The sequence below is a fragment of the Alistipes ihumii AP11 genome (genome assembly GCF_025144665.1).
Classification (GTDB): Bacteria; Bacteroidota; Bacteroidia; order Bacteroidales; family Rikenellaceae; genus Alistipes_A; species Alistipes_A ihumii.
The window spans coordinates 35,654-53,121 of the sequence record NZ_CP102294.1 but is presented as its reverse complement, the minus strand read 5'-3'; the positions used below and the strand labels follow the sequence as shown (position 1 = coordinate 53,121).

The window sequence follows — 17,468 nt, the reverse complement described above, 5'->3', positions numbered from 1 at the left end:
CGGGGTAGCCGTTACTCCTTTTCGATCAGATACTTCCAAAACCGTGCGGGCATCTGCCGGCGTTGCAAGCGAGGATTGAGCCGTTCGGGAATCGCCAGCGCGTCGAAGTAGCTTTTCCACAAACGCTGGAAGGCAAGCTCGTCGGCATCGAGCAGATCGTCCGTCAACCGCTCGGACGGAGCGTCGGAAAGGCTTTCGAAAACGACCTCGCGGACCTCGTGCAAATCGTAGGCATAACCGTAACGCCGTTTCAGATCATAAACGAGCCATCTCTGGTCGGCGAAGCGATCATGGAAATAACCGACAGCGAGCGGCAGCGCATTGCACTTGGGCGATACGGGAGCATAATAGGAACCATCGGCCATCTTGCGCAAGCGGGCGAACTGAATCAGATGGTGCGCCTCGCGGGAAACCGTGCGGGCGATGTCGTGCACGGCGAGCACGTCCGCGTCGGTGAAGTCGGCCGACTTCCGTTCCGGCGAATCGAATATCTTACGCATATAGCGCAGCAGTAATTCGTCGGCCCCTACGGACTCGGACAACCAGACGTGGAGGAGCATGTTGCGAAGACGCCGGGGCAGCTTCTTCCGCAACCCCTTCCATACCCGCTCCGCCCGGACCGGATCGGTCGTCGAGTCGAGCACCTCCCGGGCGAACATCGGGACCGGCTCGCCCGGACCGATCAGGCGCTCGGGAAAACTCTTTCGGGAATAGGCGTCGAACACGACGGTGAGCAACCCCTCGAACGTTCGGTCGTACCGGAAAACAATCATGCGTTCGACTCCATTATTCGGGAAATGCAAGCGTTAGCTGGCTGCCGTCGAGCGCGGCGCGGGACGGAACCTTAGCCGTCAGTATCCGTCGCAAATGCTCGGGCCGCACCTCGTTGATCGTCCGCGCAGGCAGCTCTCCGCAAGCGATGAAGTACTGCGCCTTTTTCACGACGACGCCCATTTTCTTCAGCGCCGAAAGCGTGATGCGGCCGAAGCGGCGAGACGAGACGATCAGCTTGGCCGACTTGACGCCGATCCCCGGCACGCGCAGAATCATGGCGTAGTCGGCCCGGTTCAGGTCGACCGGGAACGCCTCCGGATGACGGAGAGCCCACGCCAGCTTCGGGTCGATCTCCAAATCGAGCTGCGGATGCGCGTCATCGGCGATTTCGTCCGGACGGAACCCGTAGAAGCGCATCAGCCAATCGGCCTGATAAAGCCGGTTCTCGCGCACCAGCGGCGCTTGCTTGAGCGCCGGCAAACGGTTGTCGTAAGCGTTGACCGGAATAAAGCCCGAGTAATAGACCCGTTTCATCGACGGGCGCTCGTACAACGAGGAAGCCAGCCTGAGAATCTGGCTGTCGCTCTCGTCGGTCGCCCCGACGATCATCTGCGTGCTCTGCCCGGCCGGCGCAAAGCGGGGCGCGTGGCGGAACAGACGGCGTTCCTCGGCGCTCGCAAGCACGCCCTGCTGAATATAGCCCATCGGCGCATAGACGCTCGCATGGTTCTTCTCGGGCGCCAGTCGCCGCAGATTCTCGTCGGTCGGAATCTCGACGTTGACGCTCAGACGGTCGGCGTAGAGGCCCGCCTCGTGCACCAGTTCGGCACTCGCCCCCGGGATACTCTTCATATGAATGTAGCCGTTGAAACGATGCACGGTCCTCAGCTCGCGAACCACCCGGACCATCCGCTCCATCGTGTAGTCGGGGTTACGCAGCACGCCGGAACTGAGAAACAGACCCTCGATGTAGTTGCGGCGGTAGAACCCGATCGTCAGATCGACCAGCTCGCCGACCGTGAACGAGGCCCGGCGGATGTCGTTGCTGCGGCGGTTGATGCAATAGGCGCAATCGTAGACGCAATGGTTCGTCAGCATGATCTTGAGCAGCGAAACGCAACGCCCGTCGGCCGTGAACGTATGGCATATGCCCCACCCCGACGCGCTTCCCACGTCCCCTTCCCTGTGACGGCGGGTCACGCCGCTCGAAGCGCAGGAAACGTCGTACTTGGCCGACTCGGCCAGCACGGTGAGCTTATCCAGAATACCGCTTTTCATACGAGACAAAGAAAAGCATTCCGGAGGGATTTTCCGCTTCGGACCCGGACGTTTTCCTCGGAAAAAATCGGGCGGAAAGATAAGCGGAACACAGTCAGAAGAATACATTTTCCCTAAACGGGCGACCGTCGTGCCGCCCGGAACCGCCTCGGCTCCGAGGAAAAGACAAAGGCGCAAACAATTAATTGACAAGAACATAAAACGAACCGAATACCGGACGAATGAAACAACAGACTCACTACGAGCGAAAAAGTTCTCCGGCAGGGTAAACACCCCATATCTATGTCTCCAGCGATGCGAAGCCCTTATGCTACGAAAAAGCAGAAGTCGTTCCCAAGGGACGAGAAACAAACCGGTCCTCGCAACGAGTCATCCGCCCGTCCGCTGTCGCAAAAGCAGCATTCCGCCCCGCATGCCCGAAACCTCGGAGCCGTCGCCCGCTTCATGCTATCGTCCGCGGGACATCGCCGACCGGAGCGGCCCGGACACAAAAAAGCCGGAACCTTTTCCGGTCCCGGCCCTATCGTTGCCCGTAGCCGAACGCAACGCTATTCGGCGGACGGCTGGGCCTGCATGACCATCAGCAGTTCGCCGTCGCGCATCAGCATCAGCAGATCGCCGTCGATACGGTACGAGTCGATACGGTCCAGTTCTTTGATAAATCGGTCTTCCTGCGCCTGATCGGGACAAAAGGCCCGCGTCGAGGCGACAGACTCGATTTTCATGCCGCCCTTGTCGGTCACCGAATAGTTGCCCATGATCGAATTGCAGTCGCCACGGCCGCCGAACCGGCCCTCCTCGGTACCGAAAACCAGCCGGTAGTTGTCCTTGGCCTGAAAAGGCCGTCCTTGCCATTCGACGAGCGACCAGGTAGTTCCCGTCAAGGGCTTGGCATTTTTCCTGCCCTTGCGGCAGGAACAGCAAGCGGCTACCGACACGGCCAGCGCAGCAATCAGCAGTAAACGCACTGTAGTCTTCATAATTCCTTTTGTTTTTCCTATATAGTTATTGAATAAATTTCAGCGCAAAAATACGAAATATTTCAAAGAGCAGGAACGTACCTGCACGGTTTTACCCTAAATTTGCGAAAACCGAACTCGTCACACACCGAGCTATGAAAAGAATCATCTCCACTTCGGCGGCCCCGGCTGCCGTGGGTCCCTACTCTCAGGGAGTCGAGGCATCGGGCGCCACGCTGTACGTCTCGGGCCAGCTCCCGATCGACCCGGCCGACGGTACGATGCCCGATACCGTCGAGCAGCAGACCGAGCAGGCGCTGCGAAACGTCGAAGCGATCCTCCGCGAAGCGGGATACTCGCTCTCGGACGTCGTCAAATCGGTCGTCCTGCTTGCCGACATGAACGACTTCGCCGCAATGAACTCCGTCTACGCGCGTTTCTATGCAAAAGACATGCCCGCCCGCGTCTGCTACGAGGTAGGGCGTCTGCCGATGGGCGCCCGCGTCGAAATCGAAACGATCGCGGTCAAGTAGCGAGCGGACTCCGACGCGAATGTCTTCCAACGGAGCGGCCAGAGCCGTTTCGGGAACAGGCATGCCCCGATGCGTAAAAGGGACGGACATTCGACAAAGATCCGGGAAACAGGCCGAGCTTCGCAAAAAGCCTGTCCGCAGACGTGAGGCAGAACACATGCCAAGCGCAGCCCGGAATCAGCCGGATTTCAGTCCGAAAGCTCCTTGGCTGAAACAGAGACGGATCGGGCCGTAAAAAATGAAAGACCGGACCGTACATCCGTCCGGAATCCGTTTTACGATCCCAGACGCAGCTCATGCGAATCGTAAGACCCGCTTGAAGCGACGGCAGGCATAATGCGGCATTCCCCTGAACAGACGAGCTCCTTCGGTCTGCGGACCGAAATCCGGCCGGACAAGCGAACGCTCGTCCGCGATGGCAAACGGCCTGTCAGCAGACGGCAGAGAAACCGCAAACGTAGCAAAAGGAGAGCCGGGCCGTATCAGACCGGGCGACGATTGTGAATCGCGTGGGCAATAGTCAGCTCGTCGGCATAGTCGAGCTCATCGCCGAAGCCGATACCTCGGGCGATCGACGTAACGCGCACACCCTCGCAGGAGGAGAGACGCCGCGTAATGTAGAAAGAGGTCGTCTCGCCCTCGACCGTCGTGCTCAGCGCGAGAATCACCTCGCGCACGTCGCCCCGGGCGATACGGTCGAGCAGCAGGTCGATCTTCAGGTCCGAAGGGCCGATGCCCTGCATGGGCGAGATCACGCCGCCCAGCACGTGATACAGCCCGTTATACTGACGGGTATTCTCGATCGACAGCAGGTCCTTGACCTGCTCGACGACGCAGACGGTCGACGCATCGCGCGACGTATCGGCGCAAATCTCGCAGAGATCGTCGTCCGACAGATTGTTGCACCGGGAGCAATAGCGTATGTCGGTCCGGAACCGGGAAATCGATTCGGACATCAGCTCCACGTCGCGGGGCTCCATGCGCAGCAGATGCATAGCCAACCGCATCGCCGTGCGTCTGCCGATACCCGGCAGGCGGGACAGCTCCGATACGACCTCGTCCAAAAGTTTCGACATATCGGCTAATCGATCATTTCGATGGCCGAAGCCTGAATCCAACCCTTGTTTCCGTCGGCGATCACGATTTCGCGCCAGTCCCCCAGCGAGTTGCGGACGCCGACCTTAGTGCCCTCATGCAGCACGAAAATATCGGTGCTCGAAGCGTCGGGCGAGCTTTTGACCGGCGCGGCCGAGCTCATGACGACCGCCTCGTCGGGATGCAGGCGGGCCTTGCGCCCGGCCGACGCGTACGCGACCGAAACGACGAAAAGCAACAGCGAGACGAGCGCTCCGCAGAATCCGGCTTTCTGGAACGAAACACGCCTCAACAACAGGTACACGCCCGTGCAGAAAAGCATCAGCGCGAAAAACACGAGGCTCAGCACGGCCCACGTGTTGCTCCCGACGGAACGTCCGAGCGACACGATCCACCGCTTGACGAAAAAGACGGGAACCGACTCGATACGATCCTGCGTGCGGGCTTCGGCGATCGACAGGTTGTAACGGATATCCTCGTCGCCCGGAGCGAGCCTGAGCGCCTTCCGGTAATTGAGTATGGCCCGCCCGTTCATACCCCGCTTGAAATAGGCGTTGCCGAGATTCAGGTAGAGCTGAGCGCTCTCGTACCCTTCGCCGAGCAACCGCTCGTACCCCTCCGTGGCAGCCGGATAGTCGGCATTGACGTAAGCCGTATTGGCGTCGTTCCATATCTTCTCCGTATCGAGCGGGGCAGCGGCCCGGACGCACAGGCCCGACAACAGCGCCAGCACAAGAAATATCCTTTTCATCGCCATTACTTTTTAATCAGGGACTCGAATTTCGACAGCATCCGCACGGCCTCGCCGTACAGCTCGGTCATCTGCACGGAGGCCGAAGGAGAATACTGCGCGTACTCGCAATCGGAAATGATGCCGATATAGTGGTTGGCCAGCTCGGCGGAAATATCGCGGCGAAGCAATTCCTCGCGGATATTGTCCTTGGTAAGATTGGCCACCGGAATGTTCAGCTTGTCGCTCATGTACCCCCACAGCGCCCGAAGCATCTCCTCGTAGAACTGCTTCTCCTCGCGAGCCGCCATATGATCGTGCGCGGCACGCAAACGCTGGAGAGCGACCTTGCTCGCCTTGCGATTGCGCACCAGCGTCACGTTCTGCAAGTCGCGCAGATGCTTTTTCAAGTAAAGGTAAACCGCGACGAACAAAGCCAACAGCACGGCGAGCATCCCGAAGTAGGCGGCGCTCCCGAACAGCAGGCTTCCCTTGCGCGAAAGGCCCGAGTCGCCGAGCCGGATGAACCGTATGTCGCTGTCGAGAATTTTCAGGTCCTCCCGGCCGATGCCGCTGACGATCCCCCCGCCGGAGCTTCCGCCCGTCGAATCGGGCAGCACTTCGACTCCGAAAGGCGGCGTAGTCAGCGTGACGTACTTGGCCGCATCGGGATCGAAATAGCTGAACTCGACCGGAGGAATCGAATAATTGCCCTCCGCCCGGGGAATAAAAGGAAACTCGAACTGTTTGTAGCCGGATATGCCCGAGGCATTATGGCTGAGGCTCTCGGTCGACTTCCCGTTGCCGTAGGACTCGAACGAGGCGGGCAGCTCGGGCTTCGGAGCCTGAATCAGCGGCAGATTACCGCTTCCCGACAACTTGAGCAGATAGGTATCGGAAGCATTGGCCGTTACGGTCTGCTTGTCGAGGCTGCCGTTGAGCTGGAACTTGCCGACCGCGCCGTTGAACGAAGCCGGCGCGCCGGCAGGAAAATCCCTGACCGTCACCGGTACGGGCGCTGCCGACAGATTCTTGCGCACCTCCTGCACCGACTGGCCGCCGAAGAAATCGTCGAAAAGCGACTGGCTGTGGCTACGCGACTGAACGACGATCTGTGCGACGACCGTCATGCTGCTCTGCTCGATATGCAGCGTACCCGACTGCTGAGGGTAAAGCAGCACCTCTTTCACGACACGGGCGTCGTAGACCTTGCCGTTCAGCGTCTCCCGCTGCCAACTGTAACCGTCTACGTTGAGCTCCTGCGCCCAGAAACCGTTGAAAGCAGGATACTTGACGCTCTCTATTCCGCTCAGTTGCACCCGCGTATAAAGTTTGAAGGCTACCCGTACGGGCTGCCCCTTGTAGACATTGTTCCGATTGACGGTCACCCGCAGCAGGATATCGTCCGGAGCCAGCTTGCCGCTCCGAGCTTCGGCATCCGCTTTCTTATCCGCGCCTCCGGCGGAAGCGCCGCCCTGCCCCGGCATCGCTTCGCCCGACACCACCTCGATCGTCAGCGGCCGGGTCGAGTAGGTTTTGCCTTCGACCTGTACGGATGCGGCCGAGATGGTAGCCAGCCCCTCGTTCTGGGCTTGCAGGACATAGGTATAGGTAAACGAAACCGTCTTGCTGACATGGCCGTTGACGATCGACACGGAAGTCCCCTCCGAGGTCGTCGGGCCGGCCAGCACGTCGAACCCGCCGAATGCGGGAGGCGTAAACCCGTCGGGCTTGGCATTCACCGTAAACTCGATCCGGAAAGCCTCGCCCACGGCCACCACGCCCGGAGCGCCGACCTCGAAGTCGACTTTCTGGGCCCGCGCCGGAAAGGTCAGCGACAGCAACGCCGCCACCGCAAGCAGGTATTTCATCGCACGTAACATATTTGAACAGATCAATTAGCTGCAAAAATAACGGTTTTTAGCAAAACGGAAAATCCGACCCGCTATTTCGGACAAACTCCTGATAGAACGTAACCGACTCTCTTTTTATTATACCCTCGCGATCCGTTCCCGGATGTCCCGATCCGGGGTTCTATATCCATGATGCAAAACAGCCGGAGGGCGCTCCGAGAATGATTCTCGGAGCGCCCTCCGGCCAACTTTCCGACTTCTTGCAAAAACGAAGTCCTATTTCTTGAACTCGGCGAAGAAATCGTTGCCCTTGTCGTCGACGATGATAAAGGCGGGGAAGTCTTCGACGTAGATCTTGCGCACGGCCTCCATGCCCAGCTCGGGAAAATCGACCACTTCGACTTTCTTGATGCTGTTGCGGGCCAGCACGGCGGCCGGACCGCCGATCGAGCCGAGATAAAAGCCCCCGTGCTTCCGGCAGGCATCGGTCACGGCCTGCGAGCGGTTGCCCTTGGCCACCATCACGAGCGAGCCGCCGTGATCTTGGAACAGGTCGACATAGGGGTCCATACGGCCGGCGGTCGTCGGGCCGAAGCTACCCGAAGCCATGCCCTGCGGCGTCTTGGCCGGACCTGCATAATAGATCGGATGATTCTTGAAATACTCGGGCATCGGCTTGCCTTCGTCGAGCATCTGCTTGATGCGGGCATGGGCGATGTCGCGCGCGACGATCAGCGTGCCTTTCAGGTTCAGGCGCGTCTTGACAGGGTATTTCGACAGAATCTCGCGCACCTTGTCCATTCCCTCGTCCAGATCGATGTCGACGGCAGGCTTCATGCCCGGAGCGGTCTTGGGCAGGAAACGGGCCGGATTTTTCTCGAGCTGCTCGAGGAAAATGCCGTCCTCGGTGATCTTGGCCTTCACGTTGCGGTCGGCGCTGCAGCTCACGCCGATGCCTACGGGACACGAGGCCGCATGGCGCGGCATGCGTATCACGCGCACGTCGTGCACGAGGTATTTGCCGCCGAACTGGGCGCCCACGCCGCTCTCCTGACAGATTTTAAGCACCTTTTCCTCCCATTCCAGATCGCGGAACGCACGGCCGCCCTCGTTGCCCGACGTGGGCAAATGGTCGAGGTATCCGGCCGAAGCCTTCTTGACGGCGGCGAGGTTGGCCTCGGCCGACGTACCGCCGATCACAATGGCCAAATGGTACGGAGGACAGGCCGACGTGCCGAGGTCCATGATATGGGTCTTGATGAACTCGGTCAGCGACTTCTCGTTCAGAAGCGCCTTGGTCTGCTGGTACAGGAACGTCTTGTTGGCCGAGCCCCCTCCCTTGGTGATGAACAGGAAGCTGTACGCATTACCCTGAGTCGCGTACAGGTCGATCTGGGCCGGAAGGTTCGTGCCGGTGTTCTTTTCCTCGGTCATCGTGAAAGGAACGACCTGAGAATAGCGCAGGTTGCGGTCGCGGTATGTCTCGTAGATACCCTTCGAGAGCATCTCGGCGTCGTTGCAGCCCGTATAGACGTCCTCGCCCTTCTTGCCGATCACGATGGCCGTACCGGTATCCTGACAGGTCGGCAACTCGCCTTCGGCGGCGACCGTCTGATTGAGCAACATCGTATAGGCGACGAACTTGTCGTTGTCGGTCGCTTCCGGATCGTCCAGAATGCGCGTCAGTTTCTGCAGATGCGACGCGCGCAGGTAGAACGACACGTCGGCGATCGCCTCGCGCGCCAGCAGTTCCAGACCCTCGGGGGCCACTTTCAGAATGCGGCGGCCGTCGCACTCGACCGTTTTCACGTAATCCTTCGTAAGCAGGCGGTATTCCGTCGTATCCTCCGACAGCGGGAACGGTTCCTGATAAATGAATTCAGCCATATCATCTCTGTTTTAAAAATTCCACACGGACAAAGGTAAGAATTGTTTTCCGTTTGTTAGTCCGCTAACGGTAAAAATCTCGCCGTTTCGTCCGGCCGTTTCGGAATAATTTCTGCCCGGCAAAGCCGAATGGAACGGGAAGCGTTCGCCTGCCGGAGGCGACAAGCGCAAACGCGCGCCGAAGCGCCGGACAAACGCTCGCCCCCTCCCCCCTATCCTCCCGGACGCAAAAGATATAGAGACCGGGCGACACGACGCGGAACATCCTGCGGCACGGCCGCCCGGGCGGGACCGGACAGTTCGAGCCCGGAGCGGACCGGACTACCGGCGGAAAAGCCTCCGACTCAAGGCAAAGTATTGCGGATTGATTATTTTTTGCTACCTTTGCGGCACATTTTGTACAAACGATTAATTCAACCGATTATGAATCATTACGAAACCGTTTTCATTGCCACTCCGGTTCTGTCTGACGTCCAGACGAAGGAACTGTTCGGCAAATTCCAAGGTGTCATCACCGAGAACGGCGGTCAGATCGTCTCCTCCGAGGATTGGGGACTGCGCAAGCTGGCCTATCCGATCCAGAAGAAGACCACCGGCTTTTACTACCTGATCGAGTTCGAGGGCGAAGGCGACCTCGTCGAGAAGCTCGAGACCCAGTACCGCCGCGACGAGCGCGTGATCCGTTTCCTGACCTTCAGAATGGACAAATACGCCGTCGAATACGCAGAAAAACGCAGAAACAAGAACAAATCAAAACAGGAGTAAACAGTCATGGCACAGAATCAATCGGAAATCAGATACCTCAACCCGCCTACCGTAGAGGTCAAGAAGAAAAAATACTGCCGCTTCAAGAAAGCCGGCATCAAATACGTCGACTACAAGGACGCGGAGTTTCTCAAGAAATTCCTCAACGAGCAGGGCAAACTGCTGCCCCGCCGCCTGACCGGTACCTCGCAGAAGTACCAGAAGAAGGTGGCTACCGCCGTCAAGCGTGCCCGTCATTTGGCCATGCTGCCTTTCGTAACCGACATGTTCAAATAATCTAAACCGGAGGATACACTATGGAAGTCATTCTGATCAAGGACGTAGACAAGTTGGGCTATGCAAACGACATCGTGGACGTACGCCCCGGTTATGCGAACAACTACCTGATCCCGCAGGGTTTGGCCAAAAGCGCGACGGCTTCGGCCCGCAAAATACTGGCCGAGAACCTCAAGCAGCAGGCCCACAAGGAAGCCAAGCTGGTAGGCGACGCCGAGGCGCTCGCGGCCAAGATCGCCGAAACCTCGCTGAAGCTGACGGCCAAGGCCGAGGAAGGACGCATTTTCGGATCGATCACGGCGGCTCACCTGGCCGAAGCCCTCGAAGCCAAGGGCATCACGGTGGATCGCAAGAGCATCTCGCTGGATGCAGTGAAGACGATAGGAGCCTACGAAGCCTCTGTCAAAATCTACAAAGGAATCTCCGCGACCGTTCATTTCGAGGTGGTCGCCGAAGAGTAAGGCAGAGTTTTCTAAATAAAGACAGCGCCCCGTTTCACAGGAAACGGGGCGCTGTCTTTATTCATGCTACCGCCGTAACGCCTGTCGGAGATTTCCCGGCCGAAACGATCCGACCGAAACGTCCGCCATTTCGACAAGCGACTCTCCGCGGCCTGCCGGCCGAGAAAACGGACAGTCCATGAATCCCATGTCGGGTCGCCCCCACATCGTCCCGGTTACGGTCCGAACGGTCGTCGAACGGCTCCGGACGCAGACGAACCGAGGTCTCTTACGAAACCGTCAGACTGCTCGCGGATCGTCCGCCATCCGGTCTATGAACCGCAGCAAGTGCTCGCGAAGACTGTCCTTCTCGCCCAAAGACAATTTCTTCTTCAGACGACGGCGCTTGCGGTAGACGGACTCGGTACGGATGTCCAGAACCTGCGCGATCTCCGAGGACGACAAACCGACGATAATCATGCAGCAAAGACGAACGTCGTCGACCGACAACTGTGGATAAACCTCCGAAAGGCCCACCGGCAGATCGTCGTAAATCTGATCGATGATCCGAGCCAGCTCGGGCCAGCTATTCGGAGTCAGCGAGAATCGGTCGATCAAACGAGCGACCTGCTGTCCGTCAAGATCGTCTTCCTGCTCTCCTGCCCGCTTCAACTCGCTGATATGGCGTTGCACCTCCAAATGCCGTAACAGCAGCTGGCGCGATTCGCCCAGTTTCGAGCGCATGCGCTCGAGCCTCAATTCGGTCTGCTGACGGCTGATCGTCTCGCCCTGTAACTGCAAGCGGACCCGCTGCGTCTCGTTCTCCTGACGCCGGCGGTCGGACTCGGCCTGCAAAATCCGCCGGTCGCGGCGAGAGACGGCCACGAAGTAGAGGCAAAGACCGCCCAGAAGCGCCGCCAGACAAAGCGACAGAACCAGCCACAGATTACGCCTTTGGAGCAACAGCCGGTTACGCTCGCCGGCGAGCTGCAAGTTATCGGAATCCTTGCGTATCTCGGAGATCAGGTTCTCCTGAACGAAGTCCGTCAGAAAATCCTTGTATCTGTGGGCGCTGTCGGCAGCCACCAGCGCGAACTCCCGGTTCCCGGCCTTCTCCTCGATTTGTCTCAGAACGAGATACGCGCCGCATATCTTGGCCGTGTCCTTCCTCCGCTTGAAAACGGAAAGTCCTTTCAGCAAAGTCCTTCGGGCGTCGAGCACCTTGTTCTGCTCGAGGTAGACATCGGCCAGCAAAAGGCGCATCTCAGGGGTCGTATCCCGGCTCCACGCAATCGCCCGATTGAAATAATCATAGGCCGAATCGAGCCTGTTCTCGTATTTGAAAACGTTCCCTATACTGTATTCAAAATTCGAGAGCATGGCCGTATCGCGGAGAATCCCGGATATCCGAAATCCCTCCCGGAAATAATATCGGGCGCTGTCGTAGCGGTGCAGGTAAAAGTGCACGTACCCCGTACGACCGGCGGCCCGAACCTGCAAATCCAACCGTCCCAGCCGTTTGAAAATCTCGTAGGCCCGGCGATACTTGTCGAATGCCAGTTCGTCCTCGTACTGCATTTCATAGACGGCTCCCATGTCGGAAGAGATTTGGCCGCGAAGAAGCAAATTATCCGCAGGCGCGTAACGTTCTGCCTCGAGCAGGGGAAGCAACCATTGGCGGAAATGGGATCTCGACTTGTAATGGAGACGGCTCATATAAAGAGATGCCCGCGCACGGTGCAGGCTGTCGTCGGTCGCATGATAGTATGCGTACACATGCCGAACCAGCGAGTCGGGCAGCGGCTTACCCCCAATGCTGTAAGACCTGAGCGTCAGCAGATCGTAAAGGGCCCGGTCCTCGGAAGAGAGACTGTCGGGAGACCCGACCTCCGACAACAGCCGGAAAATATCCGACGGTACCGTGTCGAAACGAGCCTCGGCCTCCAGCATCCGGTGCCGGACCGAACGGTCGCCGCAACCGCTCCAGCAACAAGAGATAAACAGCAGAAAAACGCAAAGACGGGTGAAATTTCGCATATGATCGTCCATTTAAATCGTCAACTGAACAAATTGACCGTTGCCAAGGCACGAACCCGCAGAGAGACGGCATGCCGCTGCTGCCGCAAGAGACCGCTTTCGGCTGCAGCGCGACGGCCAATCCGCCGGGCGCCACGCAACGCCATCGTCCGGAACGAACGCTCTCAGAAACCGCATTCCGACAATAGAACGACAACCGACATCGACGTTCGTCCGTTCGGTGCAACCGTCGAGAAAAAGACAAAAGGCGAGAAAACAGATGCAGAGACGGGTGAGTTTCGACATAATCGGGTACTAACACTACCCTAAAGATAAACATTTTGACCCGAATACGGCATATTTCGGAAAAATTTCGGAACATCGTCGGACGACAAGACCGAAAACCCGAAAAACGGAGGGCGGCCCGTCGGCCGCCCTCCGCTGCATCCGATCAACCGGCCGAAACCGGAAGGATTCCCTATTTCATATAGAAAACCTCCTTCAGGGGAATCGACACCGGCGAATTGTCGGGATTGACGTCCATGATGTCGGCCATGTAATCCCACCATTTTTTAACGACGGGATTCGTACCCAGATCCTGCGAGCCGCTGTCGCCCGCCTGTTCCTGAACGGCGAACAGCAAATTCGTCTCCTTGTCCCAAAAAATCGAATACTCGCTGACGCCCGTTTCCTTGAGCAGTTTGACCAGCTCGGGCCAGATGGCGCGGTGGCGCTTCTCATACTCAACCTCGCATCCGAGCTTGAGTTTCATTTTGAATGCACATCTCATAATTTCGAAGTTTTATTCGGTTATGGGTTCCGCAGGCGGCAGGCCCGCAAAACCCGAATAGGTTCATGCGGCTAATATCCGAAAGCCATGTTCATCAACGACGGAGCGAAGACCGAGAAGACCAGAATCACTAAGCCGACGACCAGCACGGTAATCGTCTTGCGGTCGCAACCCTTCCACTCCTTGAGCAGAATGCCCCATACGTTCGAGAAGGTGACGTTCAGCGACATCAGAATGCTCCACGAGAAAGCGAGCAGCAGCGGCGAGTCGGCCAAGAAGCTCTTGCCCATTTCCAAGCCGAAGAACTGCGAGTACCACAGTACGCCGGCCAAAGCGCAGAAAAGCAGATTGTTGACCAGTACGCTGCCCGACACGGAGAAATAGTCCCCTCCGGTGTGATTCTTCACGTTCTGCTGAATGCAATAGGCGGCATTGGTCAAAAAGCCGCCGAAAGTTACGAGCAGAATGACCGGCAGACCGGCGAAAAGCGGTTTCACGCCGTTGGAGAGGGCCGCCTCCTTGATCGGGGCTCCCGCATCGAGGCCCAGCGCGAAGCAAGCGCTCATCACGCCGGCCAACAGCGCTACGAGCAGGCCCTTGGTCAACGCGAAATCCTTGATCGCGGCCTTTTTCTCCTCTTCGGTCATGTTCTTCGAACGCAGCGAGCCGGCATAGCCGATCACGGCGATACCTGCCAGCGTGATGCACACGCCTACGAGCAGGATCAGCCCCTCGCCCCGGAACAGGTTCGTCCCGGCGAAGATGGCCGGCAGCAACGTGCCGAAGCCGGCGCAGGTACCCAGCGAAATCGACTGGCCGAGCGCGACGCCCAGATAGCGCATGCTGAGTCCGAACGTCAGACCGCCGACGCCCCAGAGTACACCGTAAACAATCGATTTGAGCGCTCCGCCCGAGCCGAGCAGCTCGAAAAGCCCCATGCCCTGAGGCACGCCCAGCAGCGCGCCCAGAAACGGGAATACGAGCCATGCGAAAATACCCTGAACGATCCAGAAGCTTTCCCAAGCCCAGCTTTTCACTTTCTTGATGGGCACATAGGAGCTAGATTGCCCGAAGCTTCCTATGGCGATGATCAGTAAGCCCAATAAAATTTCCATAATCCGGCAGTAGTTTTAAGATACGAGCTATCCGCACGCGCGTTTCGCTTGCACGAAACGCACGGCGGATAGTCTCATCGGTTAGCTGTTACTATCTTTTCGAGGTAACTTCCTTCTCGTACTTCTCGATTTCGGCGATGTAGTCTTCGGCCACGGGAACGTTGTTCTGGTAGCAGAAGTAGTCGTAAACGGCAGCCCAAGGCATGCTCTTGGCTTCCTCGAGCACGGCCATGCGCTGGAACAGCTTGCCTTCGGCCTCGTACTCGCGGAGCTTGCCGATCGGAGTCAGCAGGGCCTGAAGGAACGCTTTCTGCGTGGCACGGCTACCTACGACGTAAGCGCCGATGCGGTTGATCGAGGCATCGAAGTAGTCGAGGCCGATATTGGTCTTGCCCAAGGCATTGGCCCATACGATCTCCTGCGCGAGCAGCTGCACGCTGTCGTTCAGGATCACGACGTGGTCGCTGTCCCAGCGTACCGGACGGCTTACGTGCAGCATGATCTCCGGAGTGAAGAGCAGCAGGGACGAAATCTTGTCGTAAGTCTCCTCGGTCGGATGGAAGTGTCCCATGTCGAGCGTGCACATGATTCCGTTCTGAACGGCATAGCCCATATAGAACTCGTGCGAGCCGACCGTATAGCTTTCGAGACCCACGCCGAACACTTTGCTCTCGACGGCATCCTTCACGTTCGGGCACTTCACGGCGAAGATCTTGTCCAGCGAGTCCTTCAGCAGCGAGCGGTACAGGTAACGGTCGACGGTCAGGTCCTTCGATCCGTCGTGAATCCACAGGTTGTGGCAGGCCTTGTCGCCGAGCTGCTTACCCATCTCGTCGGCGATTTTGCGGCTGCGGATCGTATGCTCGATCCAGAAGTCGCGGATGCCCTTGTCGCGGTTCGACAGCGTCTGGTCGCCGCTCTTCGGGTGCGAGAAGCTGGTGCTGTTGAAGTCGAGCTTCATGTTGTTGGCCTTGGCCCAGTCGATCCAGCTCTGGAAGTGCTTCGGCTCGATTTGGTCGCGGTCGACCTTCTGGCCGCCGAAGTCGCCGTAGATGGCGTGGATGTTCAGACGATGGTTACCGGGGAGCAGCGTCTTGACCTTTTCGATGTCCTTGCGGACCTCCTCGATGTTGCGGGCCTTGCCCGGATAGTTGCCCGTAGCCTGAATACCTCCGGAGAGCTGGCCGTCGGGATTCTCGAAACCGGTCACGTCGTCGGTCTGCCAGCAGTGCAGCGACAGCGATACCTTGGCAATCTGTTCGAGCACGGCATCGGTATTCACGCCGATTTCGGCATAGCGCTCCTTGGCGGCCTCGTAGGCTTTCTGAATCTGTGCGTCTTTCATTGGTCTTTAGGTTTTAAGTTGAAACGATTGATTTCGATGAAAGAACGGGACCGGCCGCCGCGGGACGGCCGCCCGTCCGGTTTTATTTGATCAAGCCTTTGATCTTTTCGTATGCGGCGTTCCACGCGTCGGTATCCTCGGGCGTGAAGGTCTCGATCTCGATCGCCTCGCTGATCATGTTGCGCATCTCCTGCAGCGAGTTCACGCAGCCGGCGGCACGGGCCTGCAACATGATGTTGCCGATAGCCGTTCCTTCCGAAGGCCCTGCCACGACCGTCACGCCGGTAGCGTTGGCCGTGAACTGGTTCAGCAGACGGTTCTTCGCGCCGCCGCCGATGATATGCAGCCTCTCGATCGGGAACGGAGCCAGCGAGCGGAACTTGTCGAGCACGTTCTTGTACTTGAGAGCCAAACTCTCGAAAATGCAGCGGATCAGCTCCGAATGATTGCGCGGCACTTTCTGCCCGCTCTTGGTGCAGAACTCCTTGATCGCCGCGATCATGCTCTTGGGATTGGCGAACGACGCGTCGTCGGGATCGATGAACGACTGGAAGGGCTCGGCGTCGCGCGCCATCTTGACGATCTCGGGGTAGGTGTACTCGATCGCCTCCTTCTTCCACTCCTTGATGCACTGTTCGAGAATCCACATGCCCGTGATGTTCTTCAGCAGCCGGGTCGTGCCCTCGACGCCGCCCTCATTGGTGATGTTCAGGCGCATCGTCTCCTCGGTGATGATCGGGTCTTTCACCTCGATACCCATCAGCGACCAGGTTCCGGAACTCAGGTAAGCGAACTTCTCGTTCTTGGCCGGAACGGCGGCGACGGCCGAAGCGGTATCGTGTCCGGCGACGGCGACGACCGGAATCTTACCCAGCCCGGTCTCGGCGGCCAGCGTATCGGTCAGCTCGCCGATCACGTAGCCCGGCATCACGATCTGGCCGAACAGTTCGGGATCGACGCCCATCTTCTCGAGCAACTCTTTTTCGAACTTCTTCGTGCGGGGATTGAGCATCTGGGAGGTCGAAGCGATCGTATACTCGACCACTTTCTTACCCGTCAGCATGTAGCTCAGCGCGTCGGGGATGAACAGAGCCTCCTTGGCGGCGGCCAGTAGCGACGACTTATCGCGCTTCATCGCGTAAAGCTGGTACAGGCTGTTGAAGTTCATCACCTGAATGCCGGTAGCCTCGTACACCTCCTTGCGCGACATGATCTTCTCGAAATACTCTTCGGGAGCCCCCATCGTATGCGGATCGCGGTACGCATAGGGCATGCCCAGCATCTGGCCGTCGGACCCCAGAAAGGCGAAATCGACGCCCCATGTGTCGATACCGATCGACTCGATCTCGACATCCTCTTTCGCGGCGGCGACCATGCCGGCCTTCAGATGCTCGTACAGCGAATAGATATTCCAGTAAAAATGTCCGCCCAGTTCGAGAATCTGGTTCGGGAAGCGAGTCAGCTCCTTCATCTGGAGCTTGCCCTCGTTCAGCGTTCCGAGGATCGTGCGGCCGCTGGTGGCTCCCAGATCGAACGCGAGAAACGAATATTGCTTCATCTGTCTATAGGTTTGGTTTTAAGTTGTTCGTTTTTTGCTCATCGCCCCGCAAAA

Annotated in this window: 16 protein-coding genes; 4 read left to right on the top strand and 12 right to left on the bottom strand. The window is 58.3% G+C overall.

Annotated features, from left to right (window positions below):
• Positions 1 to 11: 11 nt before the first annotated feature.
• From NQ491_RS00225 to NQ491_RS00215, 3 genes are all read right to left on the bottom strand, one after another.
• Positions 12 to 773, bottom strand: coding sequence for a TIGR03915 family putative DNA repair protein (locus NQ491_RS00225; protein WP_019245384.1), 762 nt, complete (start codon positions 771 to 773; stop codon positions 12 to 14).
• Between the two features lie 13 nt (positions 774 to 786).
• Complete coding sequence (locus tag NQ491_RS00220; RefSeq protein ID WP_019245385.1) at positions 787 to 2,052, bottom strand: putative DNA modification/repair radical SAM protein; 1,266 nt, start codon at positions 2,050 to 2,052, stop codon at positions 787 to 789.
• Positions 2,053 to 2,600: 548 nt separating this feature from the next.
• Complete coding sequence (locus NQ491_RS00215) at positions 2,601 to 3,032, bottom strand: META domain-containing protein (RefSeq protein WP_026089570.1); 432 nt, start codon at positions 3,030 to 3,032, stop codon at positions 2,601 to 2,603.
• Between the two features lie 134 nt (positions 3,033 to 3,166).
• Here NQ491_RS00215 and NQ491_RS00210 point away from each other — a divergent pair, with 134 nt between their 5' ends.
• Positions 3,167 to 3,544 (top strand): Rid family detoxifying hydrolase, encoded by a 378-nt coding sequence (locus NQ491_RS00210; RefSeq protein WP_019245387.1) that lies wholly within the window; start codon positions 3,167 to 3,169, stop codon positions 3,542 to 3,544.
• 482 nt (positions 3,545 to 4,026) lie between these two features.
• Here NQ491_RS00210 and recR read toward each other — a convergent pair whose 3' ends face one another.
• From recR to NQ491_RS00190, 4 genes are all read right to left on the bottom strand, one after another.
• Positions 4,027 to 4,620, bottom strand: a complete 594-nt coding sequence (gene recR / locus NQ491_RS00205) for a recombination mediator RecR (RefSeq protein WP_019245388.1) — start codon at positions 4,618 to 4,620, stop codon at positions 4,027 to 4,029.
• Between the two features lie 5 nt (positions 4,621 to 4,625).
• Positions 4,626 to 5,390, bottom strand: coding sequence for a tetratricopeptide repeat protein (locus tag NQ491_RS00200; RefSeq protein WP_026089571.1), 765 nt, complete (start codon positions 5,388 to 5,390; stop codon positions 4,626 to 4,628).
• A gap of 5 nt (positions 5,391 to 5,395) precedes the next feature.
• Positions 5,396 to 7,240, bottom strand: a complete 1,845-nt coding sequence (locus tag NQ491_RS00195) for a BatD family protein (protein ID WP_019245390.1) — start codon at positions 7,238 to 7,240, stop codon at positions 5,396 to 5,398.
• Positions 7,241 to 7,498: 258 nt separating this feature from the next.
• Positions 7,499 to 9,109, bottom strand: a complete 1,611-nt coding sequence (locus NQ491_RS00190; protein WP_019245391.1) for a fumarate hydratase — start codon at positions 9,107 to 9,109, stop codon at positions 7,499 to 7,501.
• Positions 9,110 to 9,532: 423 nt separating this feature from the next.
• Here NQ491_RS00190 and rpsF point away from each other — a divergent pair, with 423 nt between their 5' ends.
• The 3 genes from rpsF to rplI are packed head-to-tail and all read left to right on the top strand — an operon-like array spanning position 9,533 to position 10,611.
• Positions 9,533 to 9,874: a 30S ribosomal protein S6 gene (gene rpsF / locus NQ491_RS00185; RefSeq protein ID WP_019245392.1), complete on the top strand. Its 342-nt coding sequence runs from the start codon at positions 9,533 to 9,535 to the stop codon at positions 9,872 to 9,874.
• Between the two features lie 6 nt (positions 9,875 to 9,880).
• Complete coding sequence (gene rpsR, locus NQ491_RS00180; protein ID WP_019245393.1) at positions 9,881 to 10,150, top strand: 30S ribosomal protein S18; 270 nt, start codon at positions 9,881 to 9,883, stop codon at positions 10,148 to 10,150.
• A gap of 20 nt (positions 10,151 to 10,170) precedes the next feature.
• Entirely contained in the window at positions 10,171 to 10,611 is a 441-nt protein-coding gene (gene rplI, locus NQ491_RS00175; protein ID WP_019245394.1) for a 50S ribosomal protein L9, read from the top strand.
• Positions 10,612 to 10,890: 279 nt separating this feature from the next.
• Here rplI and NQ491_RS00170 read toward each other — a convergent pair whose 3' ends face one another.
• The 5 genes from NQ491_RS00170 to NQ491_RS00150 all read right to left on the bottom strand — a co-directional run bounded on the left by NQ491_RS00170 (position 10,891) and on the right by NQ491_RS00150 (position 17,414).
• A complete protein-coding gene (locus NQ491_RS00170) occupies positions 10,891 to 12,627 on the bottom strand; it encodes a hypothetical protein (protein ID WP_147524850.1) in 1,737 nt (578 codons plus the stop codon).
• A gap of 457 nt (positions 12,628 to 13,084) precedes the next feature.
• Positions 13,085 to 13,399 carry an L-rhamnose mutarotase gene (rhaM, locus tag NQ491_RS00165; RefSeq protein WP_026089572.1) on the bottom strand — a complete coding sequence of 105 codons (315 nt, stop codon included), beginning with the start codon at positions 13,397 to 13,399 and terminating at the stop codon, positions 13,085 to 13,087.
• 68 nt (positions 13,400 to 13,467) lie between these two features.
• Positions 13,468 to 14,511: an L-rhamnose/proton symporter RhaT gene (gene rhaT / locus NQ491_RS00160; protein ID WP_019245397.1), complete on the bottom strand. Its 1,044-nt coding sequence runs from the start codon at positions 14,509 to 14,511 to the stop codon at positions 13,468 to 13,470.
• A gap of 91 nt (positions 14,512 to 14,602) precedes the next feature.
• On the bottom strand, positions 14,603 to 15,856 hold the full coding sequence (locus NQ491_RS00155) for an L-rhamnose isomerase (protein ID WP_019245398.1): 1,254 nt from the start codon (positions 15,854 to 15,856) through the stop codon (positions 14,603 to 14,605).
• 82 nt (positions 15,857 to 15,938) lie between these two features.
• The gene (locus tag NQ491_RS00150) at positions 15,939 to 17,414 is read right to left on the bottom strand and encodes a rhamnulokinase (RefSeq protein ID WP_019245399.1); all 1,476 of its coding nucleotides are present in this window, start codon (positions 17,412 to 17,414) and stop codon (positions 15,939 to 15,941) included.
• Positions 17,415 to 17,468: the final 54 nt, after the last annotated feature.